The organism is Clavibacter sp. VKM Ac-2872, from assembly GCF_015351105.1.
In the GTDB taxonomy this organism is placed as follows: Bacteria; Actinomycetota; Actinomycetes; order Actinomycetales; family Microbacteriaceae; genus Clavibacter.
On record NZ_JADKRR010000001.1, the window covers coordinates 92,004 to 117,429 of the forward strand.

A 25,426-nucleotide genomic window follows, 5' to 3' on the forward strand; every position below is an offset into this window, starting at 1 on the left:
ATAGGGGAGATGTCCGCCGCTGGCTAATGCGGGGGCGCGGGGGGTCGCGTGCTGACGCTCGTCTCACCCCGCCGCGTAGTAGGTGGCCAGCCAGATCCGGGTGCCCTCGGGGATCGTGATCTCCAGCTCGGTGGGAACGGTCGGATCGTCGAGCGGGACGCTCATCAAGCCCCGGCCGTCCGTGCCGCACTTGGCCCCGACCCGGTTCGGGTTCTCCTGCACGACGCGGACCCAGTACGGCTCCGTCCCCGTGCAGTCGGCGGTGATCACGACCGCGTCCGCGCCGGGATCCTTCGGCGCGGGCAGGGTGACGTCGATCGTGCCCGCGCTGCCCGCCGCGATGGCCGACGGTGCCGTCCCCTCCCGGGCGACCGCGGCGAGGGAGCCGGCCGTCCCGGTGAACTCGCCCGCATGCTCCCACGACGCGTGTTGGCGGGAGATGAAGTCGTCGAGCGACGCGAACCGCTCGGTGTCAGCCGGCGTCGCCTGCGGCTCGGCGGTGGCGGCCGGCGTCTCGCCGACGGGCGTCGGATCGGGCCCGGCTGGGGATCCGGTGCACGCGGTGAGGGCGATGAGCGCGGCGATCGCGGTACCCGCCAGGGCCGGTCCGCGGGGTGCGCGGTGCTGGATGGTCACGGAGTCTCCTCCCGGTCGTCTGAGACGTTCGGTCATCCGAGCCTCCCGTCCACGCCGGGAGGGAGTCAAGCTGTCCTCCCCCGCACGTGACCCGCGCACCTCAGCTCACATGCACATCCGGCCGCCGTGTCCGCTTCGGCGGCGGCCCCGACCATCACGTATCGCCCGTGTTCTCCTCGATGAGGTCGACCGACATCCCTCTAGGTAGCCCCATCACGTCGCAGGGGGTGTGTCCGCTCGGTCGTCTTCGCCACGGTCGTGCGAGGTGGCCCGCGGCTCCTCGCGTCGCTTGCGGGCCCGGTGCTCGAGGAACGCCACGATCAACAAGACCGCTGTCGCACCGATCGCCATCCTCTGTACGAGAGCGCGTTCTCCCGGGAGGACGACGCTGAGCGTGCCGACACCCGCCAATATGACGAGGTAGACGATGTCCAAGGCTGTGAACCGCTTCATTTCGTCCGTCCCCCGTTATTCGCAATTCGAGTGATCGGTGGAGACCCATGGCCGGTTGGCTTCGACGCGAGTCTCAGAGCACGTGGAGAAGCCGTAGCTGCCAGACCTGTAGGCGCGGGTCACGAAGCTGATGATGTCGACCAGGCGCGGAGCGCCGAACGCTGCCGTCCTTCGCATCAATCCGCGTCGATGCGGGCGCTCGGACTCCCCGGCGGCGAGACCTGGGCATGGCGTCGCTCGGTCAGATTCTGGCCGTAGGCGATCACGCCCAGGACGACGACGGCAGCGACCGCGACCGGCGCGACGAAGGCGGGGTCGTCAGGCAGCCCCAGACTCAGGGCAGCGATGGTGATGAAGAACAACACATAAGCGATGTCGAATCTGCGTGCTGCCCCCCTGCCGCGCCATGTTTCGGTCAGCGTCCCCGCGGACCTCGATCCGGGGCGGTGGCTCCGATTCGCGCGCTCGGACAGGAACCCGACGCCCAGTGTCAGCGCGGCGATGGTCATGACGAGCACGGGAGAGTCACGGACGACCATTCCGAGGACAGCGCACAGCGCGAACACGGTGGGCTGTGCGGCGTCCAGCGCCTCAAGTGATCGGGACCGGGGCCGGATCGCGGTCGTCGCGTCGTCGCGTTCCTCGCCCTGGAGCGCCATGCGGCGTTCGAGGAGATCGACGTTGCACATGAGCAGCGCAGCGCAGAGCCCGAGGGCGAGGAGGTGTCCCCCTCGTTCCGGAGCAAGCCAGGCGACGAGCAATGCGGTGAGCAACGACGCATTGAATGTCGCCAGGTACGCAAAGCGGCTCGCCGTCATGTTCATGCGCAATTCGCGTGCTCCGTCCATACGAAGTCGCGTCCACTGCCGATCCGCGTCTGGTAACAGGCGTAGTAACCGAATCTGTGGGACGCGTAGATGCGCTGGACCAGGGCGACTATCGCCAGCAGGTTGGTTGCACCCACGAGATCGCACCCGACCTGGATGAAGCGGGCGACCGGTGTGGGTATGCGACTGGTCTTGCAGATCGCGTACGCGCCGAGGCCCAACAGCACGGCCGAGGCCGCGGCGATCTCCCTCATCTGGGAACCGAGCAGGTTCACGTAGAACCCGACCCCCTGGGGTGCGTTGGCCAGCCCGAGGGTGACGAGCGGATCCACGACGACGGGAAACGCTGCTCCCCGGGGGTCGATGGTCTGCGTGAGCGTCTGCCCGTCGAGCGAGAACTGCGTCGGGATCGCACGGCCGTGTGCATCGACGGCCCATGGAGCGTCGATGTGCCCGGCTGTGATGCTCCCTGCGTCCGGTACGAGGGCGACGATGTCGAAGCCCGCTCCGCGGGGCACTGCCCGGAAGCCGTAGGGGAGATCGAGGGAGAAGGAGGTGGTGTCGGCTCCGTCGCGGAGCACCGTCACCGCCTGGACCTGGTTGGAGCTCGCCTGAACGAGGGAGTCGTCCGACGTCACAGGCGTGACGCTCACCGTTCCGGATGCCGTGGAGAGCCTGTCGGAAGCGGCCGGATCATCCGGTGCGGTCCACGTGAGGTCGGCGCGGTCGCTTTGGCCGACTGCGACGAGCGCCCGGTCCACGAGAGCCTGCGTCGACGTGTCCCCCGCGTCGTCCGCGGCGGACGCGGCTTCTGCCAGGAGGCCGTTCAGGGAGATGGTGACTGCCAAGGCGAGGAGCATCGTCGCTCCCCGGGCGTGAGTATTCACGAGATTCCATTCGATGGGCGACGCCAAACGGCGTCGCGCCGAATGTAGGGCCCTGCCACCCCGCCCGCTGCGATCCTGCACAGGGGCACCGCCGTCAGCTCACGTGCACATCCGGCCGCCGTGCCCGCACCGGCTCGGCCCGCCGCAGCACCTCGCGCGTGACCGGGGCGACCTCGCCCGTGCCGGTCACGAGGAAGCGGAGGAGGTTGCCCACGGGCGACCCCTCCGTCCACTCGAAGTAGACGCCGGGCTTCACGCCCGTGAGGTCGCGCACGGCGAGGAGCACGGCGGCGATCGTGTTGGGGACGTTGCCGCTCGTGACCTGGAGCACGCGGAAGCCGCAGCGCACGATGCCCCGCACCACGAGGTCCTCCTCGAACTCGGAGGAGTCGCCCGGGGTGACCTCGAGGAAGATCACGGGCGCGCGCGCCGGGATCCCGCTGTCGCGCCGCTCGTCGCTCGCCTTGCGGCGGTACTCGGCGATCCGCTCGGCCTCCGTCAGCGCCTCGTCGGGCTCGTCCGGCTCGTGGGCGATGATGCTCACCGCGCCGTAGTCCTCCGCATCCTCGATGACGAAGGCGCGGGCCTGCTCGTCCATCGTGAGCGAGGTCGCGCGCAGCTGGAACGAGCGCTGGATCCGGCTGACGATCGAGACCACGAGGATCCCGAGGATGAACAGCGCCGCGATGCGCACGCCGTCCGGCCGCTCGATCACGTTCACCACGGTCGTGTACGCGAACACCGCCGCGATGACCGCGAAGCCGATCGTGCGCTTGCGCTGCCCGGCCTTCTTCGCCGACAGGGTCACCGCGACCGAGGCCGAGGTGATGAGCACGAGCACGCCGGTCGCGTAGGCGCCGGCCTGCGCGTCCACGTCCGCCTGGAACACGAGCGTCACGATCACGGCGATGGCCGTGAAGACGAGCACGAGCGGACGGACGGCCGCGGCCCAGTGCGGCGCCATGCCGTAGCGCGGCAGGTAGCGCGGCACGATGTTGAGGAGCCCGGCCATCGCGGAGGCGCCCGCGAACCAGAGGATGCAGATCGTGCTGATGTCGTAGAGCGTGCCGAACCCGTCGCCGAGGAACTGGTGCGCGAGGTACGCGAGCGCCCGCCCGCTGGCCTTGCCGCCGTCCTGGAACTCGGCCTGCGGGATCAGCAGGGTCGTCACGAAGCTCGACGTGATGAGGAACGCGCTCATGATGAGCGCGGCCGTCGCGAGCAGCCGCTTCGTGCCGTGGATCCGCGCCCGCGGCACGCCGTCGGCGTCGTCCTCGCCGCGCACCTGCGGCATCACCGCGACGCCCGTCTCGAAGCCGGAGAGGCCGAGCGCGAGCTTCGGGAAGACGATGAGCGCGATGCCCACCATCACGAGCGGGTTGCCGTGCTGCGCCGTGAGGGCGAGCCACCAGTCGTCGATGACCTGCAGGTTCCCGGCCACGTGGAAGAGGGAGACGACGATCACGACGGCGTTGAGCGCGAGGAAGACGCCCACGAGCACGACCGCGATGGAGATCGCCTCCGTGAAGCCGCGCAGGAACACGAACGCGAGCGCGGCCAGCAGCACGAGGGTCAGCAGCACCTCGTTGCCCTGGAACCAGTCCGGCGCGAACGGGTTCTCGACGGCGTGCGCGGTCGCGTCCGCGGCCGACAGCGTGATGGTGATGAGGAAGTCGGTCGCCGCGAACCCGAGCAGCACGAGCACGAAGAGCTTGCCGCCCCACCAGGGGAGGAGGCGCTCGAGCATGGCGATGGATCCCTCGCCGCGCGGGCTCTCGCGCGCCACCCGCCGGTAGACGGGGAGGGCGCCGAGCAGCGTCAGGAGGATGAGGACGAGCGTCGCGAGCGGCGACAGCAGTCCGGCTGCGACCGCCGCGATGGCGGGCTGGTAGCCGAGCGTGGAGAAGTAGTCGACGCCCGTCAGGCACATGACGCGCCACCACGAGTGCGTCTTCTCGACGGTCTCGGCGTGCGGGCCGGGATGCGCGCCGGACGCGCCGGGCAGGCCGTCGAGGAGCCAGGCGGTGATCCCCGCGCGGGCACGCCGCTGCTCGGGCGCGCGCAGCAGCTCGGGCGCGCTCACGACCGGGCCGCCGCGGTGGCGGAGCGGAGCGGGGACGTCATCTGACCGTGATCCGGGCAGTGCACGGGTGATCCTCCTGAGGCGGCGCCGGGACCCCGTCTCGCGGATGCGACGGTCGGGCCCGGCAACATCGTCGGCCCATCGTGCCACTTCCGGGCGGGAGGCGGGTGGGCGTGCAGGGTGCGGTCACGCGGGGGACGTTCCGCGGATGACGCCGGGAGGTCAGGAGCGCGGCGGCACGGGATCGAACCGGCCGTCGACGAGCACGAAGCGACGCTCCTGGTCGGCGCCGGGATCCGTGTCGGGCACGCTGATCCACTCCTCCATGTGGATGGCGAGCAGGCGGAAGGCGGCCGTCCGCGGGCTCGCGTGCCGCCAGAGGCCGCGGCCGCTCGGGCCGAGGACGGCGATGGCTCGCGTGACGGATCCTCGCGGGAGGTCCCAGCGCACGGCGGGTTGGCCGTCGGCGCGATCGGCGAGGACGACGGAAGCTGTCGTGAATGTCGCGTCGGCGAAGGGCAGATCCTCCTGCCGCAGGTGCTCGAGGAACAGGCGGCGGTCGTCGTCGGTGTCCATGGGGCGATCCTCCCGCGTCAGGGTCCGCCGCATCAGCGTGAGGTGCCCGCGCGCTCGATCGGGGATCCGCCCGTAGCGGTCGTCATCCGCCGCTGCGAGCCCGGGACGCCCACAGCTGCGCGGCGAGACCGACCACGATGAAGCCGCACATCAGCGCCCCCATCGCGGTCGCGGTGCCCCCGAGGGCGCCCGCGAGCGGCGTCGCCAGCCCGCCGAGGCCGAACTGCAGGCCGCCCACGAGCGCGGAGGCGGTGCCGGGGTGCCGATGGCCGAGCGCCTGGGTGAGGGTGATGGATCCGGGGATCACCCAGCCCCAGCCCGCCGTGACGAGGGCGAGGGCCGGCCAGACCAGCGCGGGGCCCGTCCCCGCGAGGGCGCCGACGAGCACGAGGGTCGAGCCGAGCGCGCAGGTGGCGAGGCCGATGGTGAAGAGGCGGTCCTCGTCGAAGCGGCCGATGAGGCGGCGGAAGACGAGGGTCGACGCGATCATGCAGGAGGCGTTGGAGGCGAACACCAGCGTGTAGAGGCCCTCGCCGAAGCCGTACTGCTCCTGGAACACGAACGACGAGGTGGCGATGTAGGAGAAGAACCCGATGGTCGCGGCGCACCCGGTGATCAGGTACCAGCGGAAGCGGGGGATGCGCAGCAGCTCCGCCATCCGGCCGAGCACAGCGCGGAGGGAGGTGCCGCCCGCATCCGCGCGGACGAGCGTCTCCGGCAGCAGCCGGGCCGCGGCGAGCGTGAGGGCCAGGCCGAGCGCGGCCAGCACGAGGAACGCGGCGCGCCACGACGAGAAGGTCAGCACGAGCCCGCCGACGAGCGGGGCGACGACCGGGCCGACCGAGTTGACGACCGCGAGCGTCGCGAAGAGGCGGCTGCGGAGGGTGCCCGTGGCGGCGTCGCCGACCATGGCGCGGGCCGAGACCGCGGCGGCGGCACCGCCCAGGCCCTGCACGACGCGGGCGAGGATCAGCGTCGTCACGTCGGGCGAGACCGCGCAGACGACGCTGGCGATGGTGAACAGGGCGGTCCCGGCGAGGAGGATGCGGCGGCGGCCCACGCCGTCGCTGATCGGCCCGATGACCAGCTGGCCGACCGCGAACGCGACGAGGAAGGCGGTCAACGTCAGCTGCACCGATGCCGTCGACGCGTCGAGGTCGGTGGCGATGGCTGGCAGGCCGGGGATGTAGAGGTCGGTCGCGAAGGGCGAGATGCCGACGATGAGGGCGACGGTGAGGAGGGGACCGCGGCGCGCGGTCCATGACGTGCGCGGGTCGGGATCGGGGGCCGGGTCTCGGGCGTCGTCGCTCATCCATCCCGACGGTAGCCCGGTCGCCGCCCGGAGGCGTCGACCGCAGCAGGTCGCGGCACCACGTCCAGCGGCCGCGGTGCGGATATCGTCAGTGCGTGATCACTGGAGAGCTCAAGAGCAAGATCGACCGGGTCTGGGACGCGTTCTGGTCAGGGGGGATCTCGAACCCGCTCGAGGTGATCGAGCAGATCACCTACCTGCTGTTCCTCCGGCGACTCGACGACCTGCAGGAGCTCGCCGAGAAGAAGGCCCGTACCACCGGAGATCCGATCGTGAAGCCGATCTACCGGCCGCGCCAGCAGCATCTGAGGTGGAGTCACTTCAAGAACGAGGACCCCGAGATCATGCACGAGGTGGTCGGTGAGGAGGTGTTCCCCTTCTTGCAGGACCTGGGCGGCGACGGGTCGACCTACGGCGAGCACATGCGCGACGCACGCTTCACCATCCCGACCCCCGCGCTGCTGTCGCGCGTGGTCGACATGCTCGACGACATCCCCATGGCGGAGCGCGACACCAACGGCGACCTGTACGAGTACCTGCTGTCGAAGATCGCCTCGGCCGGCGTCAACGGCCAGTTCCGCACGCCGCGCCACATCATCGAGCTGATGGTCGCCATGACGGCGCCGCAGCCCGAGGACGAGATCTGCGACCCGGCGTGCGGTACCGCAGGGTTCCTCGTCGCCGCCTCCGAGTACGTTCGGCGCGAGCACCCCGGTGTGATGACGAACGCCGCGCAGCGCTCGCACTTCCACTCGAGCATGTTCCACGGGTTCGACTTCGACGCGACGATGCTGCGCATCGGCAGCATGAACATGCTGCTGCACGGTGTCGAATCGCCCGACATCCGCTATCGCGACTCGCTCTCTGAGGGCGTGAGCGCCGACTCGGAGCGCTACTCGCTGATCCTGGCGAACCCGCCGTTCGCCGGTTCGCTCGACTACGAGTCGACGTCGAAGGACCTGCAGAGCGTCGTGAAGACGAAGAAGACCGAGCTGCTCTTCATGGCCCTGTTCCTCAAGCTACTGAAGCCGGGTGGCCGCGCGGCCGTGATCGTGCCGGACGGTGTGCTCTTCGGCTCGTCGACGGCGCACAAGGCGTTGCGGCGCATGCTCGTGGAGGACCAGAAGCTCGATGCGGTCGTCAAGCTCCCCTCTGGTGTCTTCCGCCCGTACGCGGGTGTCTCGACCGCGATCCTGTTCTTCACGAAGACGGACTCCGGCGGCACCGACGACGTCTGGTTCTACGACGTGCGCGCCGACGGATTCTCCCTCGATGACAAGCGGAAGCCGATCGAGGTGAACGATCTGCCGGATGCGCTCGCGCGGTGGGCAGACCGACGCACCACGGAACGCGAACGAGCCCGGACCGACCAGTCGTTTACGGTGCCCAAGTCGGACATAGTCGCGCAGGGCTACGACCTGTCGCTCAACCGCTACAAGGAGGTCGTGCACGATGAGGTCGAGCACCGGCCGCCCTTGGAGATCATCGCCGACATCGAAGCTCTTGAGACCGAGATCGCGGATGGGCTCGCCGAGCTGAAGGCGATGCTCGCATGAAGTCCGCACGGCTCAGTGACGTTGCGCTCATTCAGCGAGAATCAGTTCACCCGACTCAGGTTGATCCCAGCACGATTTATCTCGGACTTGAGCACCTCGAACGAGGCGGCAGGATAATTGGATACGATACGGTTGGCAACGCGGGACTAGCGAGCAACAAGTATGTCTTTTCTTCTCAACATATTCTTTATGGCAAGCTTCGCCCAAACTTAGGTAAAATCAGCAGACCGACCTTCGGCGGCGTCTGCAGTACGGATATTCTTCCTGTACTACCGAGCGCAAAAATAGACCGGGATTATCTCACTCATTACTTATCCCAGCCGTCGATGGTGGACTTCGCCGCGTCCCGGGCCTCCGGGGCTAGCTTGCCGAGATTGAGTCCGACGACCCTCGGCGCGTTTCAAATCCCCCTGCCGCCGCTCGACGAGCAGCGCCGAATCGCCGCGATCCTCGACCATGCCGACGAATTACGGGTCAAGCGCCGCCAAATGTTCCTCTTGCATTCCTCGCTGGGCACGGCCCTTTATTCCGACATGTTCAGGGCTGGGGGTGCAAAAGTCAGCCTCGGAAGCATCGCTGTCGTCCGCGGTGGGAAGCGATTGCGGAAAAGTGAATCGTACTCTCCAGGGCCAACGCGCCATCCGTATATTAGAGTCACTGACCTAGTCGACGGAGTCGTTGACCATAAAAACGTCCGCTACATCGATGAAGCAGTTCATGCTGGTATATCACGATACATCGTGAATGCCGACGATGTTATCATCTCGATTGCGGGTACTATCGGTTTAGTCGCGTCCGTGCCCCCGGCTTTTATCGGAGCCAATCTAACGGAGAATGCTGCGAGAATTGTGCCGCGTCAGCCGGAAACATATAGGTCGGAATGGCTTGCGTTCGCACTCCGCACTCCCGAACTGCAAGCTCAGATTCGCAGCCTTATCGGGCAAGTGACGATAGGGAAGCTTGCGCTATTTCGCATCGAGACGCTCGAGCTCACCCTGCCGCCTCTCGATAAGCAAGACCTCTTTTTGTCTCGGCTGGCATCTTTGCGCGAGTGGGCGGCCCAACTTAGGGAGGCCTCGAATATCGCGGATGAGCTCTTTGCGTCGCTGCAGAACAGTATGTTTCGAGGTGAACTGTGACCGCCAACTTCGCCTTCGCTCGCGCCGCATGGCCGGATGTCTTCGAGGACGCGTCCCGGGCAGAGTCCTACCTCTCCACCGACCCGCGGTCGGCGTGCTTCTACAGCCGCCGCGCGGTGGAACAGCTCGTGGGGCACCTCTACGACGTGCTCGACCTGCCGGTCCCGTACCAGGACGACCTCGCCGCGCGCATCAACGACGCTGGCTTCGCGCGGGTCGCGGGGGTGGGGATCGGGCAGAAGCTGAACCTCATCCGCAAGCTGGGCAACCAGGCGGTGCACGCGCAGCAGCCGATCCGGCCAGACGTCGCGCTCGCGGCGTTGCGGGAGCTGCACCACGTGCTGGTGTGGGCGACGTTCCGGCACTCGGCGCATCCGGAGGGCGTGCCGACGGGCGTGCGGTTCGATCCGCAGCTCGCGGCCCGCGCGGCGCCGCTGACGCGGGACGACGTGCAGCGGCTGGCGGCCAGGTTCGCCGCGCAGGACCAAGCCCACGCGAAGGCCCTCGCCGACCGCGACGAGTTGGCCGCACAGCAGGCCGCGGAGATCGAGCAGCTGCGCGAGCAGATCGCTGCGGCTCAGGCGACGAACCACGGATCCGACGACCACGACTACTCGGAGGCCGAGACCCGGGACCTCTTCATCGACGTGCTGCTGGCCGAAGCGGGCTGGCCGCTGGCTGACGCGCGTGATCGTGAGTTCCAGGTCACCGGCATGCCGAACGGCCCCGGAATGGGATTCGTCGACTACGTGCTGTGGGGCACCGACGGACTGCCGCTGGCCGTCGTCGAGGCGAAGCGCACGAGGAAGAGCGCGCAGGTCGGACAGCAGCAGGCGAAGCTCTACGCCGACAGCCTGGAGGCGACCCACGGGCGACGTCCTGTCGTGTTCTTCACGAACGGATACGAGCACTGGCTATGGGATGACGAGGCGGGCTATCCGCCGCGGCAGGTCGCCGGGTTCTACACGCGCAGCGAGCTCGAGCTGATGATCCAGCGCCGTTCGACCCGCCTGCCGCTTTCCGGGGCCGAGATCGACGCGGCCATCGCGGGCCGCCACTACCAGGCGCAGGCGATCCGCGCGGTGGGGGACGCGTTCGACCGCAAGCAACGGCAGGCGCTGCTGGTCATGGCGACCGGGTCGGGCAAGACGCGGACGGTCATCGCCCTGGCCGATCAGCTGATGAAGGCGAGGTGGGCGAAGCGCATCCTGTTCCTCGCGGATCGCACCGCGCTCGTGAAGCAGGCCACGAACGCGTTCAAGGCCCACCTGCCGGGAGCCACGACGGTGAACCTGGTGACCGAACGGAACGCCGAGGGACGCGTCTACGTGTCGACGTATCCCACGATGATGAACCTGATCGACGAGACCTCCGACGGCGAGAGCGGCTCGATGCGGCGATTCGGGCCGGGTTTCTTCGACCTCATCGTGATCGACGAGGCGCACCGGTCGGTCTACCAGAAGTACGGGGCCATCTTCGAGTGGTTCGATGCGCTTCTGGTCGGGTTGACGGCGACGCCGAAGGACGAGGTCGACCACAACACGTACCGGCTGTTCCACCTCGAGGACGGGGTGCCGACGGATTCGTACGCGCTCGACGAGGCGGTCGACGAAGGGTTCCTCGTGCCGCCGCGCGGTATCTCCGTCGGCACTCGTTTCCTGCGCCAGGGCATTCGATACGACGAGCTCACCGCGGCGGAGAAGGAAGACTGGGACGCGCTCGACTGGGGCGAAGATGGCACGCCGACCGCGGTCGAGGCGGACGAGCTGAACCGGTTCCTCTTCAACGAGGACACCGTCGACAAGGCGCTGGCGACCCTCATGACGCGCGGCTACAAGGTCGCGGGCGGCGACCGCCTCGGCAAGACCATCGTGTTCGCCAAGAACCAGGCGCACGCCGAGTTCATCCAGCGCCGCTTCGACGAGCAGTACCCCGAGCATGCGGGGCACTTCGCGCGGACCATCACCCACAGCACGCCGTACGCGCAGAGCTTGATCGACGACTTCTCGATCGCCGACCACGCGCCGCACATCGCGATCTCCGTCGACATGCTCGACACGGGCATCGACGTGCCCGAGATCGTCAACCTCGTGTTCTTCAAGCCGGTGCGGTCGAAGTCGAAGTTCTGGCAGATGATCGGACGCGGCACCCGGCTGCGCCCGGATCTGTTCGGCGAGGGCCAGGACAAGCAGGACTTCCTGGTCTTCGACTTCTGCGGCAACCTCGAGTTCTTCAACCAGGATCTGCCCGGGAGCGAGGGCTCCATCCAGAAGTCCCTCACGCAGCGGCTGTTCGAGGCCCGCCTCGGGCTGATCACCGGGCTCGACAGGGCACAGCTGGATCGGGAACTGCGTTCGTCGACCGCCGACACCCTCCACCGGATCGTCGCGGGCATGAACCTCGACAACTTCCTCGTACGCCCGAAGAGGCGCTGGGTCGAGCGGTTCGCGGAGGCGGCGGCGTGGGATGAGCTGACGCTCGAGGACGCGGCCGAGGTGCTCACGCACCTGGCCGGCCTGCCGTCGAGCGTCACCGATGACGATGTCGACGCCAAGCGCTTCGACCTCCTGATCTTGCGGCGACAGCTCGCGCAGCTCGACGGCGACCTGGTCGCTTGCGAGCGCATCCGCCAGCAGGTGCAGTCGATCGCGACGGCGCTGCTGGCGAAGTCCGCGATCCCGTCGGTGGCCGAACAGCTCGTGCTGCTGGAGGAGGTCGCCAGCGATGAGTGGTGGGTAGACGTGACGCTCGGCATGCTCGAGATCGTGCGACTCCGCTTCCGTGCACTCGTGCGCTTCGTGCCGAACGTCACCCGACCGCGCGTCTACACCGACTTCATCGATGAGCTCGGCGAGATCACCGAGATCCAGCTCCGCCAGACCACTCCGGGCACCGACCTCGAACGATTCCGTGCGAAAGCGACCGTGTACCTGCGGCAGCACGAGGACCACCTTGCGCTGCAGCGCCTGCGTCGAAACAGGCAGCTGACGCCCGATGACCTGAGTGCCCTCGAGTCGATGCTGCTCGCGAGCGGCGCGGGCTCGAAGGCCGACATCGATCTCGCGACCGAACAAGCGCACGGACTCGGGACCTTCATCCGATCTCTTGTCGGATTGGATAGAGAAGCGGCGCTCGAGTCCTTTGCGCGCTTCCTCGACGGGTCGCGCTTCTCGGTCGATCAGATCCGATTCATCCATCTGATCGCCGACGAGCTCACGGCGAACGGCGTGATGGACGCGGGACGCCTCTACGAATCGCCCTACACAGACCGCGCACCGAGCGGCGTGGACTATCTCTTCGACGAGTCTGACGTGACCGTCATCGTGGAGATCCTGGCCGACATCAATGCTCACGCGCAGCCTGAAGACGTGGCCTGAGCCGGCCGGATTGTTGTACGTCGAACAACCGAGGAGGCGCTGACGGCTAGAGGACGAGAGGGGGCCGTGGCTGATGCCACGGCCCCCTCTGCGGTGTTTGGTCGGTACTAGACGCTTCCCTTTGTGCGACGTCGCGGTCTGACGACGGCAAAGTGCGCGGCCGCCAGGGCGGCGACGAGAGCGACGAAGAAGAGCACGAGCGGGCTGAACCAGCTCAGCCACGCCAGGACTTGACTCACGATCGAGCCGGTCACGACAAACACTGCCAAGTAGGAGACCGCAAGTCGCATCGTCATGGTTCTAGTATCAGCCGAGGTTGATGCAGACCTTCTTCACCAACGCTCCCTGGCTCCACAGCTCGGAGCACGTCTGGACGGCCTTCGAGCTCGCAGTGCGCGGTGACGACACGATGCGCTCGATGCGGCTGCCGGTGCACGCCTTGTGGTTCACGCCCTGCGAACGGTACGTGTCCTTGCCGTTCGTGTCGTGGTCCGAGAAGTCGATGTGCCAGTTGCAGAGCACGGCCCCTGAGCCGCGGCTACCGATGAGGTCCGCCACGTCAGCGCTCTGGCCGTTGATCTTCTTCTTGTCTCCAGAGACGCTCACGGAGAGCGTTCCTCCCGGCCAGCAGACGCTGCTGCTCGGGATGCATGCAGTGCCAAAGATGCCGAGGATGACACCGCTCTGGATGGATGCATCACGGGTGGGCGGGCCCTGCACTGCCTGTGCACCCTGTGTCCCGACTGCCATGCTCAGCATCACGGCCAGGACGCCAAAGACGCTCAGGAACTTGGTTCTAACTGATTTGTTCATAAATCCCCCAATGAGTGGCGAGCCCCCGGCTCGGCTTCGTGAGACAACGTACATGCGATTCGTTGCCTTCTCGCAACCAATCAGAAATTTTGACTTCGTTGGCGGAAGCTGGTAATCGCAGCTGCATCGGAGCCCATCTCATCAAGGCTCGGACGACGCCGCGCGATGCGCCTAGCCTCGATGAGGGGGCGCCGCACGGGCCGCCCACCGCATCCACGAGGAAGAGGAACGCGCATGACGACCTGGCTGATCACGGGATGTTCCACCGGACTCGGGCGCGCCTTCGCCGTCGAGGCGCTGGAGCGCGGGAACGACGTCGTCGTCACGGCGCGCGACGCCGCGAACGTGCAGGACCTCGCCGACACGTACCCCGAGCACGCCCTCGCGCTCGACCTCGACGTCACGGATCAGGCGCAGGTGTCGCTCGCGGTCGATGAGGCCACGGCCCGGTTCGGCTGCGTCGACGTGCTCGTCAACAACGCGGGCTACGGCTACCGCGCGGCCGTCGAGGAGGGCGACGACGAGGACGTCGCGCGCCTGTTCGACACCCAGTTCCACGGCAGCGTCCGCATGATCAAGGCGGTGCTGCCCGGCATGCGCGAGCGTCGCAGCGGCACCATCGTGAACCTCTCCTCCATCGGCGCCGCGCGCACGGGCGCCGGATCCGGCTACTACGGCGCCGTGAAGGCCGCGATCGAGCAGATGACCATGGCGCTGCGCACCGAGCTCGCGCCGCTCGGGATCGTCGCGACGGTCGTGGCGCCCGGATCCTTCCGCACCGACTTCTCCGGCCGCTCGCTCACGCAGTCGTCCACCGTGATCGACGACTACGCCGAGACCGCCGGCAAGCGCCGCAAGAAGAACGACACCACCGACGGCACGCAGCCGAACGACCCGGCGCTCGGCGCGAAGGTGCTCGTGGACGCGGTCGAGGAGGGCGCTCCCTTCTATCTCCTGCTCGGCGGCGACGCGGTCGAGATCGTCACGGGCGCGCTCGACGACCTGCGCGCCGACGTCGACGCGTGGGCCGAGCGAAGCCGGTCGACGGCATACGACGGGAGCTGACGGTGCGGGAGGATCGCGGCATGACCGCATCCACCGCCCTCCTCGTGATCGACCTCCAGGCCGGCGTGCTGCCCGGCTGCCTCGACGCCGAGGGGGTGGTGGCGCGCACGGCGGCGCTCGTCGAGCGCGCCCGTGCGGACGGGACGCCGGTGGTCTGGATCCAGGACCACCATGGCTTCGCGGAAGGCGATCCCGACTGGGCGCTCGTGCCGCCGCTCGCGCGGGCGGCCGACGAGCCGCTGGTGCGGAAGGCGCATCGCGACTCCTTCGCCGACACCGACCTCGCGGAGGTGCTCGCGCGGCTCGGGACCACGCGGGTCGTGGTCGCGGGTGCCCAGACCGACTACTGCGTGCGCACGACGCTGCAGAGCGCCGCCGCACGGGGGTTCGACGTGACGCTGGTCGGCGACGCCCACACGACGGCGGACGCGCTGCACGAGGGCGTGGCGGTCGGCGCCGCGCAGATCGTCGCCCACACGGACCTGTACTTCGCGACCCTGCGGCACCCCGGGATCGTGTCGACCGTGGAGCCGCACGATCGCGTGGAGCTCTAGCGCGGGTCGCCCTCAGGTGGTGCGGGTGCGGCGGGCAGATCCTCGCCGCTCGCCTTCTTCTTGGGGCGCACGCTCATCACGAAGAAGGTGATGCCGAGGATCACGAACGGCAGCCCGGCGACGCGGGTGTCGTCGAGGGTGAGCATGAGCACGAGGCCGAGCATCCCGAACACTATGCCGAGCGACGCGTTGGTGCTCGAGGAGTCGTCGTCGTCCTCCGCGGGCGGGTCCGCGGGGCCGCCGGGTGTCGTCGGGTCGGTCATCCACCCACGCTAGGCAGCGGGGCTGGCCAGGCGCGTCCGCCTCGTGGGGGACGCGGGCGCGAGCGACGGTCAGCGCGACGCGCCCCGCCGACGCCATCGGACCACCGTGACGGCCAGGAACACGACGGCGCTCACGACCATCAGCAGCAGGCCGAGCGGCCGCAGGTCGTCGCGGGCGAGCGCCAGCACGAGACCGATCGCGAAGAGCACGGCGAGCCCGGTGTCGCGCAGCCGGGCGGCGCCTCCGCCCGTCGCCGCGCGCTCGCCGGGTGTCGTCGCATCGTCCATGCCCTCACGCTAGGCGCGGGCCCGCGCCCGCCGCGTCCGCCGGATGGCGGAGCCGGGTCAGAACCGCCCCTCCAGCTCCAGCAGCGTCGTCCTCGACGCGATCACGCCGACATGCGATCGCATCCGCCTCGGGGCGGAGGGCGGCGCGGTCGTCGTGCGCGTGAATGCGCTGGATGTCACGAGAGTCGATCCGCCTGGCACGCGAGCCAGATGGCGACCGCCGCGCCGGGGGTGGCGAAGGCGGCGACCGTGCCAGCGCACCGGCGAGCGGATCGCCGAAGGTCCATCGGCGCCCTCGGCGCGAGGAGCCCCCATGCCAGCGCGGCCGCGATCATCACCAGGGTGACGGAGGGGAGAGCGAACGCGACGATGACCGCCAGCTGGCGGGCCTCTCCCGTGCCATGGTCCAGGCCCTCGCCCAGTCCGAAGAACCAGAGCACGATGAGGGCGATGGAGCCGAGGCAGGCCAACCCGAGGGCGGGGCCCCAGACAGCGCAGAGCCTCCGGCCATCCCGCGGGTGCCTCAGGGCGGCGAGGATCGCGGACGCGGATGCCGCGACGACGGTGATGATGCCGTACTGAGCGGAAGCGGCGAGCAGGCCGGAGGCGTCCGCGGCCCGCAGGGCATTCGCGGAGGCGAAGGACGCTCGTCCCGCCAGGAGCGCACCGGCGACCGCTGTGACCGTGACGACCGCCGCCACGAGATGCGGAAGGAGGAGCCGCCCGAGCCTGCTCACGATGTCGCCGGCAGTCCCGCGCGCGACAGGAGGGTCGTGGTGCATGCGTTCACGAATAGGGTCAGCTCGTCCTTCGTGGGATCGGCCTGCCCTTCGCCGAATGCGCTCCGAGCGTAAGACGGCCATGGCCAGCCGCCCGCGAATATTGACTCGATGTTCTGGCCGATGGCATCTGCGAGACCCACGCCGGCCCGCGCGAATCTGGCGCGGAGGAAGTCCGCGATCCTGTCGACGGATTCGGGCCTCGACCCGAACCAATGGGCCATCGATTCCGACATGGAGATGCCGCCCAGGACATCGCGCCCGACGAGCCACCCATCGGCGTCCGAGATGAGATCGGGTAGCTGCCACTCCGAGGTCTCGCCGTCGCTCCCGCCCAGATTCGCGGAGACGAAGTCGTCGATGGACAACCCGCCGGCGAACTTCCTGAAGTTGGCCCACAGCTGCACGACGTCCAGAGCCCAACCGCCGAGGTCTCCGATGCCGATCGCACCATCCCCGGCGCACGCGCCCCAGTAGTTGACTCCCTGCGCGACCACTGCCAGGTGCTCGAGGTCGCCGTCGTAGTCGCTGACGATGGTCGCCGGAAGGCCTGAAGCGGCGAAGTAGTCGGTGCGCGCGGCGGTGTACAGGGCCTGCATGGTCGGAGACGAGTAAGCGAGGAACTCCGAGTAGGGCGTGTACTTCAAGAAGGGGCCGTACGCGTACTTGGTCCTCATGAGGTAGAAGAGGACCAGGGTGCTCGCCCCTCGAGGCGTGGCGGTCATGTGCGCTGCCATGGCGCGCTCTGCCAGCACCTCCTGATTGACGATGCTCCAATGCAGTGACCGACTTCGAACCGTGGCATCAGGTGTGCGGATCACCATGTCCCGCGTGGTCGGTCGTGCGCGAACGGAGACGGCGTTCCGGTCGATGTTCGAGGCCTTCACCTCGAGGATCTGGTTGTACCACCAGCCCTTCGGCATGGGGAACCCGAGATTCCCCGAGTAGCCCGACGACATGCCGCTCACCCAGACGGCTTCAGCGAGGCCCATCTCCGAGATCCTCGAGCAGGCATTGCGCGTGGAGTAGATGCCGACCTTGTATTCTACCGTCGCAGAGGTGTCGACGCCGCGGTTGACTCCCTCGAAGTAGGGCTTCAGGAGCGTGTCGATCTCCGACGCGAACGCGTCGTAGTCCACCGCGAAGAATATGACCGTACCGCTCTTGAATCCCAGCTGGCGTGCCCGCAGCGCTGCTCGGGTTCCTTGGTCCTGCCCGATCGCGCTGGTGAAGTACTGGGGTCCGTTGTTGTACTCCTGGAAGAGCGGGACGATCGTGAAGCCTGCGTCGAAGAGGAGGCTGATCTCCCCCCGGCCTATGGACTTGCCGGCTACCGTCAGATACCTGCCCGCGGTGTGATACCCCTGGGCTCGAATTGATACGGCGCGCTCGACCGTGAACTCCGTCGTGGAGTCGACCATCGAAACCGGTCTCGAAACGTCGCCGGTGCTGACGAGCAGCGCCGCCCAGGTGCCGAAGTCCGCGGCCCCTGTCACCGTGATTTCGAGGAACTGCTGGAAGGCCGTCGTGGCTGACCGGGTGGCGGAGTCGAACGTGCCGTTCCGTGTGATGTCGTAGCCGTTGAAGGCCAGCGCGAGCTGGAACAGCGAGATGAAGCTCTTGGCTCCGTCCTTGTCTCCGAACGCCGATGACGCCTGCGTGCGGAGCCCGCTTTGCGTACCCGGCCCGAAGTTGCCGTTCGCCGTGGCGTCGTCCATCGGGATCTCGTATTGGATCGCGAGGAGCAGACCGCGTTGGACATCACGCGTGTAGTGCCCGTCGCACGCGAGCAGGGAGAATCCGGAACGGTTCGAGTACCGGGAGTTCAACCACTGCTGCCCCGCCCTCACCGCGCCGGAGCCGCCCGCGGTGAGCGCATTGGTGTCCATCGTCAGCAGCCATCGCATGAGCTTGACGTCGACCGAGGCCGTCGACGGCAACCCGAGTCCATCTCGGAGCTTGACCACGGCCAAGGAGACAGCATCGGACCACCTACCGAACTGGGTGTCGCCGAAGACCCCCTTGCACCAGATCGCGCACTGCACGATACCGATCACGTTCGGGATGGTGGTCAGGATGGAGACGGAGCCCAACTTGGTGACGAAGGACGCGGAAGTGGCGGACCCGAAGTTGTCCGACAGCGAAGCTATTCCGAGCTCGTGTTGCAGTGCCCTCGTGAGCGCGTACATGGTCTGCCAGCCGGCCGACCCGTCCTCCTCGATCGGGGAGTAGCCAGCGACGCCCGTGTACTGCGCGTTGAGCCAGCGTTGTGAGTTCAGCACCCAGTTGTTGTCCATCGCGGATCCTCTTCCGTTGCGTGAGCATGAGTCGTGCGGGATGCGGAGCGGACGGCGAACAGATGGTCCCCGTCGCCGGGGCGTGCTGCCGGTGGCCTAGTCCGCGAGCTGGTCTGCAGCAGGTCGCCTGGGGCTGGAGGACGGTACTGCCGATTCGCGACGGGTGTGGCGCTGCGCGGCCTGCGCGTGAGTGGGAGCGGTGAGCCAGGCTCGCCCGTAGGTGATGTCGTCTCGGAGCCCGGCACCCGTGACGGCTCGTGCTGTGAACACGAGGGCCAGCTGGTTCCCGGGGGCGAGGTCGCGGGCCAGGGTCCAGGACGTCTCGTCGTCATCGTCGCCCGGCGGGCGACGAGCGAAGCAGAGCGAGTCCTCCTGGGTGGTGTCGAGATCCATCCGGCTCACCAACCCGTGGTCGGCGACGAGATGCAGGACGGAGCCCGACGGCACGGCACCGGGCCCTGTGCTGTGAACGAGGACGACCTGGGGGAACACGTACGTGTCCCCGTCTGCTCCGCCGGGGAGGGGCAACCGTCCCCATCCCACCTCGATCTCCACACCCCACGCGATGTCCTGCGCCACGGACACCCCGCGGGGGGCGGTCCTGGTGAGAGCGGGCAGTCCGTCGTTGATCGATGCCGAAAGCACGGGTGTCGCCAACGCACCCGTGTTGTCGTGCGGGTACAGCCAGACATCGGCGAGCGGCAGTGCGACTTCGATCGAGTCGCCTGAGCCGGCGCCCGAAGGCAACTCGAAGGTGATGCGGCCGCGCGGCTCGGTGCCCGTGGCATGGACCGCGGCTTCTCCGCTGGCGACCGCGGCCCTCCAGATGACGGGTCCCCCCGTCCACCTCTGGGATCGTGTGTCGTAGTCCACGGTGACGCCGATGGGTCGGGACCCGCTCCTCAACCCGTCGGCCGTGAATCCCAGCAGCTTCGTGATGGGGATGGCCGTCAGGAAGTCCTCCCCGAACACGGTGCTCGCTGATGTCCTGAGCTGGACGTCGACTGCGGACGGCTCGGTCGCCGCCTCGGCGGAGGAGCCAGAGCAGAGATCGTCGACCAATGCGACGGTGATGACGGCTGCTGAACCGAGCAGCAGGCTTCTGCGGGTGACACGGGCTCGGGTCACTGGTCCTCGACCTTCATGGAGCGTTGTGGTGACGCATGAGCGACTTCGGGGGTGTGATGCGCGGAGCAGACGACGCGGGCGCTCACGAGGATCGAGGAGCTCCGACCCGCGGCATGCGCGAACGTCTGGACGCTAGCTGTCCCGGGCGTGCTCGGTGCATCGGCTCCACAGGGCGCCGCGTCCCTCGGGCGCAGTCCGCCAGGGGATCGCGCTCTTTCCCCGGAGGCCTCCTACTCGCTAGATCCGCCCCTCCAGCTCCAGCAGCGTCGTCTTCGCCGCCAGCCCGCCGATGTAGCCGCCGAGCGTGCCGTCGGAGCGGAGGACGCGGTGGCAGGGGATCACGACGGGCAGCGGGTTGGTCGAGCACGCCGTGCCGACCGCGCGCGTGGCGGCCGGGCTGCCCGCGGTCTCGGCGACCTCGCGGTAGGTGCGGGTGGATCCGTACGGGATCTCCGGGAGCAGCCGCTGCACCCGGTCGCGGAAGCCGGTCGACAGGCGGCGGTCGAGCGGGAGGTCGAACGCGCGGCGGCGGCCGGCGAAGTACTCGTCGAGCTCGCGGGCGGCCCGGTCGAGGCGCTTCGGGGCGCGCAGGATCCGCGGGCCGAGCCGCCGGGCGAGGTCGCCGAGCACGGTGTCGTGGTCCTCGCGGGAGTAGGCGACGCGGATCAGGCCGCGCTCGGTGGCGGCGAGCAGCAGCGGGCCGACGGGGGAGTCGATCGTGGTGAAGCCCACGTCGAGCGCGCCGTCGGCCTCGGCGGCGTCGGCGAGGCGGAGGCGGAGGGCGTCGAGGGCGGGCGCGGTCGGGTCGGCGGCCTCGAGCGCGACGGCGTCGAGGAACGGGATGGTGTCGTCGGGATCGGTCACGGTCGTCCTCCGGTCGTGGTGGTGGCGGGTGCGGGAGCGCGACCGGTGCCCGGCGGATCCGCCCCCAGCGTCCGCCGGAGGCTCGCGACCCCGTCGGCCGCCGCGCGCCGCACGGCCTCCGGCGTCCCGCCGACGATCGCCGCGACCTCCGCGTGCGGCAGCCCCCCGAGGTACCGGTACGCGACCGCGAGCCGCTGCCGCTCGGGAAGGGCGGCGACGGCGCGCCAGAGGTCGGGGTCGCGGGATCCGGGCACGCCGAGGTCCGAGATCCGCTCGGGCACCTCGTCGACGGGGATGGCGTGGCGGCCGCGGGCGCGGATCGCGTCGAGGGCCTTGCGGTGCGCGATGGTGACGAGCCAGGCCCGCACGTCGGCGCGCGGCCCGAGCCGCGGGTACGCGACGAGAGCCGACAGGAACGTCTCCGACCACGCGTCCTCGGCGTCCGCGTGCCCGCCGAGCACGGCCCGGCACACGCGGAGCACCACGGCGCCGTGCTCGGTCACGACCCTGTCGAACGGCTGCATCATCTCCACACCGGGTAGACGCCGGGGCGGGGTGATCCGTGAGGTCGGCGTGCGGATCAGTCTCGCGGATCCCGGGGCCGGTGTCGCGGGACGGCGCGGGCACGGCCCGCCTCCGAACGCGCCGTGCGCCTCCTCGCCATCTCCGGTGCCCTGCCCGTGCGCGCCGTAGGGACTACCCGTGACGGTCCCCGCGGATGACGACCGGCGGCTCCCCGCTCGCGAGGATGGGAGCGCGGCCCACCCCCGGCCGCGCGTTCCGCGAGGAGCACCCGCCGCCGGCCCGTCCCCCCGGGCCGGCGGCGCACCGACGGAAGAGGATCCGCATGACCGGCACCATGAGCCCCGCCGCCCGCGACGACGAGCAGGCCCTGCCCGACGCACCCCGCGCGCTCCGCGTCTTCGTGGTCGACGAGGAGGCGCCCATCACCCAGCTGCTGTCGCTCGCGCTGCGGATGGAGGGCTGGGACGTGCGCGTCTTCGCCACCGGCCGTGCCGCGATCGCCGCGGCCGTGGATGCCGCGCCCGACGCGATCCTGCTCGACATGACGCTGCCCGACGTCTCGGGCGTGGAGGTCGTCGGCGAGCTGCGGCGGGCCGGCGTCGCGACGCCCGTGCTGTTCCTCACCGGGCGCGACTCGCTCGAGGACCGGCTCGCGGCCTTCGGCGCGGGCGCCGACGACTACGTGACCAAGCCGTTCGGCCTCGAGGAGGTCGTCGAGACCCTGCGCGTGCTCTTCCGCCGCCGCGGCCTGGCTCCCGCCATGATCACCGCGGGCGACCTCGTGCTCGACCCGGCCACGGGCGAGGCGTGGCTCGCGGGCGTGCCGTTGGCGCTGGATCCCATGGACCTCGTCGTCGTGCAGGCGCTCGCCGAGGAGCCGACGCGTCGGCTCTCCCGCCGCGAGCTCGTGCACCGGCTGACGGACGCCGGCTGGGACCTCGTCGCCCCGCACGCGCTCCTCGACCTGCCGGCGGTGACCGGCCGTCGGACGGGCCGCGACCAGGTCGTCCTGCTCGCCGCGGCGGGCGACGACCTGGTGCTCGCGCCCGCCGTCTGACGCCGGGAGCGCCTCCGTCGGGCGCCGCCTCCACCCCAATCCGGGGGCCGACGCGGCGATTCACCCCCCGCAACTCCGGGGATCACGAGTCACACGCGTCACACTGCGCCAATTATTTCCCCAGGTGGGTAGCGGATGTCCCTACAGTCGGGAGCGGGGAGCCGAACCTCCCCGACGCGTCCTCGAGACCCCCGAGCGCGTCTCCTCCACCGCACGAGCGCGGCACAGCACTGGCGCGCCCGGGCGGTCCTGCACCACTGGAGCTGTCATGACCCGTGCCACCCCCGCCGCCGGTCGCGGCAGGTCGTTCCGTCGCGCGGCCGCCGGCGCCTGCTTCTCGGCGTCGCTCGTGATCCTGCCGCTCGCGATGGCGCCCGCCGCCCACGCCGAGACCGCCCCGGTCGGATCCGCGCCCGTCGCCGTCGACGCGCCGGTCGTCGAGTCGCCCGCCGCCACCCCGACCCCGGCCGCCGAGGCCCCTGTCGCGGACGCGACGCCGACCCCCGCACCCACCGGGACCGCCGACGAGACCGCTCCCGTCGCCGACGCCCCGCTCGAGACCACGCCGACCCCGGCCGCCCCGGCCCCCGCGCCCTCGACCGGCCTCCCGACGCTCGAGCCGACCGTCCCCGTCGTCGAGCTGCCCTTCACCTGGACCACGCCCGACCGCGGCGTCGCCCTCCCGATCAACGAGGCCGTGCCCTTCGCCGGCACCGGCACCGCGGGCAGCATCGTCACCGCCAGCTACTTCAACGCCGTGGGCGTGAAGTCCATCGCGGGCATCGGCATCGTCGGCGAGGACGGCACCTACGCGTTCCCCGCGAGCTTCACCGAGCTGCTGCAGGACTCGAAGACCGCGAGCGTCACGCTCACGCAGGTCGGCCTCGACCTCACGATCGAGGGCGAGATCCGCGGCCTGGTGCGCTTCGCCGAGGCGCCCGTCGGCCCGTTCGTGCGCGCCGAGGCGTCGTTCTCGACCATCTCGCCGATCTCCGTCGCCCAGGCCACCAGCCTGCTCGGCGGCCTGAAGGTCACCGCCACCGGCTACCTCCGCTACGAGGCCGTCGAGGTGACGGTCACCGCGCCCGACGGCCGCGTGATCCAGCTCAGCGACGAGAACGGCGGCGGCGTCGGCGTCGGCACCCGCTCGCTCAAGGACCTCGTGCGCGCCGACGTCGACGGCACGTTCGCGCAGCCGATCATCCTGTTCGGCGACATCCAGCCGGGCACCTACAAGGTGTCCGTCCTGGGCCTCGAGTCGGGCCTCTCCCTCGGCGGCACCGTCGAGCTCACGGCCGAGGACGCCAGCGTGCCGGTCATCCCGGGCGTCCCGACCCCGACGCCGACCACGCCGTCGATCGACCCCGCGGGCACCGCCCCGAAGCCGATCACGAAGCCGGCCGCGAACCACGGCGACACCCTGCCCGTCACGGGCACCGACGGCGCGGCGGCCCTCGGCCTCGGCGGCCTCGGTGCGCTGCTGGCCCTGGCCGGCGCGGGCACGCTCGTCGCGCGTCGTCGCCTGCGCTCCGCGGAGTAGCGGCGCGGCACCACCCGCATCACGCACGACGACGGCCGGATCCCCGTGGGGTCCGGCCGTCGTCGCGTGCGGGCGGCGCGTGCCTTGTCCCGCCCCGCGGCCTCCCCGTACATTTGACGTGACCCGCAACGAATCACCCGCACGCGGATCCGCACCCCGTATGAGACGAAGGAGTCCCATGTCCGACACGCAGCCCGCCGCGACGCCCACGGAGACCGGAGGCGCCCTCGGCGTCGCGATGATCGGGCACGGGTTCATGGGCGCCGCCCACTCGCAGGCCTGGCGCGTCGCGCCCGCGTTCTTCGACCTGCCGCTCGCGCCGCGCATGGTGTCCGTCGTCGGACGCGACCGGGCGCGCACGCAGGAGTCCGCGGACCGCTGGGGCTGGGATCGCGCGGAGACCGACTGGCGCGCGGCCATCGAGCGCGACGACATCGACGTGGTCGACATCTGCTCGCCCGGCAGCACGCACGTCGAGATCGCGGTCGCCGCGCTCGAGGCCGGCAAGCACGTGCTGTGCGAGAAGCCGCTCGCCAACACGGTCGAGGAGGCGGAGATCATGGCGGCCGCCGCCGAGAAGGCCGCCGCGCAGGGGATCCGCGCGATGGTCGGCTTCAGCTACCGCCGCGTGCCCGCCATCACCTTCGCGCGCGACCTCGTCGCCCAGGGCGCGATCGGCGAGCTCCGCCAGGTGCGCGCGCTCTACCTGCAGGACTGGCTGACCGACGCCGAGGGCCCCATGACCTGGCGCCTCGACAAGGAGGCGGCCGGATCCGGTGCGCTCGGCGACATCGGCGCGCACATCGTCGACGCGGTGCAGTTCATCACGGGCGAGCAGCTGGACGCGGTGAGCGGCCTGCTCCGCACCTTCGTGGAGGAGCGCCCGCTGCTCGCCGAGACGCGCGGCCTCGGCGGCGTCGCGTCGAGCGAGCGCGGCCAGGTCACCGTCGACGACGCCGCCTACTTCACGGGGAAGCTCGCGGGCGGCGCGCTCGCCAGCTTCGAGGCGACCCGCATGGCCACCGGCCGCAAGAACGCGCTGCGGCTGGAGTTCAGCGGATCCGACGGCGCCATCTCCTTCGACCTCGAGCGCCTCAACGAGATCGAGCTGTACGACGCGACCGCGCCCGCCGACCGGCTGGGCTTCCGGCGGATCCTCGTCACCGAGCCCGAGCACCCCTACACGGCCGCGTGGTGGCCGACCGGCCACGGCCTCGGCTACGAGCACGCGTTCACCCACCAGGTGCGCGACCTCGTGCACGACATCGCCGCGGGCCGGGAGCCCCAGCCGTCGTTCGCCGACGGTCTCCGCGTGCAGCGCGTGCTCGACGCCGTGGAGCGCAGCTCGGCCGACGGCAGCGCGTGGGTGCAGGTGGACCCCGCCGGCGCCTGACCGCCGGGGCGGGC

24 protein-coding genes are annotated in these 25,426 nt (G+C 69.7%); 8 read left to right on the top strand and 16 right to left on the bottom strand.

The genetic code is table 11. From position 1 onward, the window contains the following. Positions 1-63 precede the first annotated feature (63 nt). From ITJ40_RS00500 to ITJ40_RS00530, 7 genes are all read right to left on the bottom strand, one after another. The gene (locus ITJ40_RS00500; RefSeq protein WP_194665015.1) at positions 64-636 is read right to left on the bottom strand and encodes a hypothetical protein; all 573 of its coding nucleotides are present in this window, start codon (positions 634-636) and stop codon (positions 64-66) included. A gap of 213 nt (positions 637-849) precedes the next feature. Then, positions 850-1,089, bottom strand: coding sequence for a hypothetical protein (locus tag ITJ40_RS00505; protein ID WP_194665017.1), 240 nt, complete (start codon positions 1,087-1,089; stop codon positions 850-852). Positions 1,090-1,265: 176 nt separating this feature from the next. Continuing rightward, positions 1,266-1,913: a hypothetical protein gene (locus ITJ40_RS00510; protein WP_194665019.1), complete on the bottom strand. Its 648-nt coding sequence runs from the start codon at positions 1,911-1,913 to the stop codon at positions 1,266-1,268. Then, positions 1,910-2,764 (bottom strand): hypothetical protein, encoded by an 855-nt coding sequence (locus ITJ40_RS00515; RefSeq protein ID WP_228511690.1) that lies wholly within the window; start codon positions 2,762-2,764, stop codon positions 1,910-1,912. Before ITJ40_RS00515 ends, ITJ40_RS00510 begins: the two co-directional genes overlap by 4 nt. Before the next feature lie 133 nt (positions 2,765-2,897). Then, on the bottom strand, positions 2,898-4,886 hold the full coding sequence (locus tag ITJ40_RS00520; protein WP_194665023.1) for an amino acid transporter: 1,989 nt from the start codon (positions 4,884-4,886) through the stop codon (positions 2,898-2,900). Positions 4,887-5,108: 222 nt separating this feature from the next. Further along, positions 5,109-5,462 (bottom strand): hypothetical protein, encoded by a 354-nt coding sequence (locus ITJ40_RS00525; RefSeq protein WP_194665025.1) that lies wholly within the window; start codon positions 5,460-5,462, stop codon positions 5,109-5,111. 82 nt (positions 5,463-5,544) lie between these two features. Beyond that, positions 5,545-6,774 (bottom strand): multidrug effflux MFS transporter, encoded by a 1,230-nt coding sequence (locus tag ITJ40_RS00530; RefSeq protein WP_194665027.1) that lies wholly within the window; start codon positions 6,772-6,774, stop codon positions 5,545-5,547. Positions 6,775-6,869: 95 nt separating this feature from the next. On the opposite strand from ITJ40_RS00530, the gene ITJ40_RS00535 reads away from it, so the two are divergent. Genes ITJ40_RS00535 through ITJ40_RS17345 form a run of 3 tightly spaced genes read left to right on the top strand, consistent with a single transcriptional unit; the run spans position 6,870 to position 12,846 of the window. Continuing rightward, positions 6,870-8,330 carry a class I SAM-dependent DNA methyltransferase gene (locus ITJ40_RS00535; protein ID WP_194665029.1) on the top strand — a complete coding sequence of 487 codons (1,461 nt, stop codon included), beginning with the start codon at positions 6,870-6,872 and terminating at the stop codon, positions 8,328-8,330. After that, positions 8,327-9,469 (top strand): restriction endonuclease subunit S, encoded by a 1,143-nt coding sequence (locus ITJ40_RS00540; RefSeq protein WP_194665031.1) that lies wholly within the window; start codon positions 8,327-8,329, stop codon positions 9,467-9,469. Before ITJ40_RS00535 ends, ITJ40_RS00540 begins: the two co-directional genes overlap by 4 nt. Then, positions 9,466-12,846: a DEAD/DEAH box helicase family protein gene (locus ITJ40_RS17345; protein ID WP_194665033.1), complete on the top strand. Its 3,381-nt coding sequence runs from the start codon at positions 9,466-9,468 to the stop codon at positions 12,844-12,846. The genes ITJ40_RS00540 and ITJ40_RS17345 overlap by 4 nt, the downstream gene beginning before the upstream one ends. Before the next feature lie 107 nt (positions 12,847-12,953). On the opposite strand, the gene ITJ40_RS00550 is transcribed toward ITJ40_RS17345, so the two are convergent. Both ITJ40_RS00550 and ITJ40_RS00555 read right to left on the bottom strand, forming a co-directional pair. Beyond that, complete coding sequence (locus ITJ40_RS00550; protein ID WP_194665035.1) at positions 12,954-13,142, bottom strand: hypothetical protein; 189 nt, start codon at positions 13,140-13,142, stop codon at positions 12,954-12,956. A 10-nt stretch (positions 13,143-13,152) separates the two neighbouring features. Beyond that, complete coding sequence (locus ITJ40_RS00555) at positions 13,153-13,452, bottom strand: hypothetical protein (RefSeq protein ID WP_194665037.1); 300 nt, start codon at positions 13,450-13,452, stop codon at positions 13,153-13,155. A gap of 441 nt (positions 13,453-13,893) precedes the next feature. On the opposite strand from ITJ40_RS00555, the gene ITJ40_RS00560 reads away from it, so the two are divergent. Together ITJ40_RS00560 and ITJ40_RS00565 are read left to right on the top strand one after the other, a co-directional pair. Continuing rightward, the gene (locus tag ITJ40_RS00560; protein ID WP_194665039.1) at positions 13,894-14,724 is read left to right on the top strand and encodes an oxidoreductase; all 831 of its coding nucleotides are present in this window, start codon (positions 13,894-13,896) and stop codon (positions 14,722-14,724) included. 20 nt (positions 14,725-14,744) lie between these two features. Next, complete coding sequence (locus tag ITJ40_RS00565) at positions 14,745-15,278, top strand: isochorismatase family protein (protein WP_194665041.1); 534 nt, start codon at positions 14,745-14,747, stop codon at positions 15,276-15,278. Here the strand turns inward: ITJ40_RS00565 and ITJ40_RS00570 are convergent. From ITJ40_RS00570 to ITJ40_RS00600, 7 genes are all read right to left on the bottom strand, one after another. Next, entirely contained in the window at positions 15,275-15,541 is a 267-nt protein-coding gene (locus ITJ40_RS00570; protein WP_194665043.1) for a hypothetical protein, read from the bottom strand. The genes ITJ40_RS00565 and ITJ40_RS00570 overlap by 4 nt on opposite strands. Positions 15,542-15,610: 69 nt before the next feature. Further along, positions 15,611-15,829, bottom strand: coding sequence for a hypothetical protein (locus ITJ40_RS00575; RefSeq protein WP_194665045.1), 219 nt, complete (start codon positions 15,827-15,829; stop codon positions 15,611-15,613). Positions 15,830-16,005: 176 nt separating this feature from the next. After that, the gene (locus tag ITJ40_RS00580) at positions 16,006-16,566 is read right to left on the bottom strand and encodes a hypothetical protein (RefSeq protein WP_194665047.1); all 561 of its coding nucleotides are present in this window, start codon (positions 16,564-16,566) and stop codon (positions 16,006-16,008) included. Further along, a complete protein-coding gene (locus tag ITJ40_RS00585; RefSeq protein ID WP_194665049.1) occupies positions 16,563-18,905 on the bottom strand; it encodes a glycoside hydrolase domain-containing protein in 2,343 nt (780 codons plus the stop codon). Before ITJ40_RS00585 ends, ITJ40_RS00580 begins: the two co-directional genes overlap by 4 nt. A 96-nt stretch (positions 18,906-19,001) precedes the next feature. After that, positions 19,002-20,033: a hypothetical protein gene (locus ITJ40_RS00590; protein ID WP_194665051.1), complete on the bottom strand. Its 1,032-nt coding sequence runs from the start codon at positions 20,031-20,033 to the stop codon at positions 19,002-19,004. A gap of 237 nt (positions 20,034-20,270) precedes the next feature. Further along, complete coding sequence (locus ITJ40_RS00595; RefSeq protein ID WP_194665053.1) at positions 20,271-20,897, bottom strand: methylated-DNA--[protein]-cysteine S-methyltransferase; 627 nt, start codon at positions 20,895-20,897, stop codon at positions 20,271-20,273. Continuing rightward, positions 20,894-21,424: an RNA polymerase sigma factor gene (locus ITJ40_RS00600; protein WP_228511692.1), complete on the bottom strand. Its 531-nt coding sequence runs from the start codon at positions 21,422-21,424 to the stop codon at positions 20,894-20,896. The genes ITJ40_RS00595 and ITJ40_RS00600 overlap by 4 nt, the downstream gene beginning before the upstream one ends. A 320-nt stretch (positions 21,425-21,744) precedes the next feature. Between ITJ40_RS00600 and ITJ40_RS00605 the strand changes: the two genes are divergently transcribed. The 3 genes from ITJ40_RS00605 (at position 21,745) to ITJ40_RS00615 (ending at position 25,412) form a co-directional block, all read left to right on the top strand. Continuing rightward, the gene (locus tag ITJ40_RS00605; protein WP_194665055.1) at positions 21,745-22,479 is read left to right on the top strand and encodes a response regulator transcription factor; all 735 of its coding nucleotides are present in this window, start codon (positions 21,745-21,747) and stop codon (positions 22,477-22,479) included. A 268-nt stretch (positions 22,480-22,747) separates the two neighbouring features. Next, the gene (locus tag ITJ40_RS17320) at positions 22,748-24,019 is read left to right on the top strand and encodes a sortase (protein WP_194665057.1); all 1,272 of its coding nucleotides are present in this window, start codon (positions 22,748-22,750) and stop codon (positions 24,017-24,019) included. 178 nt (positions 24,020-24,197) lie between these two features. Further along, entirely contained in the window at positions 24,198-25,412 is a 1,215-nt protein-coding gene (locus ITJ40_RS00615; RefSeq protein WP_194665058.1) for a Gfo/Idh/MocA family protein, read from the top strand. Positions 25,413-25,426 lie beyond the last annotated feature (14 nt).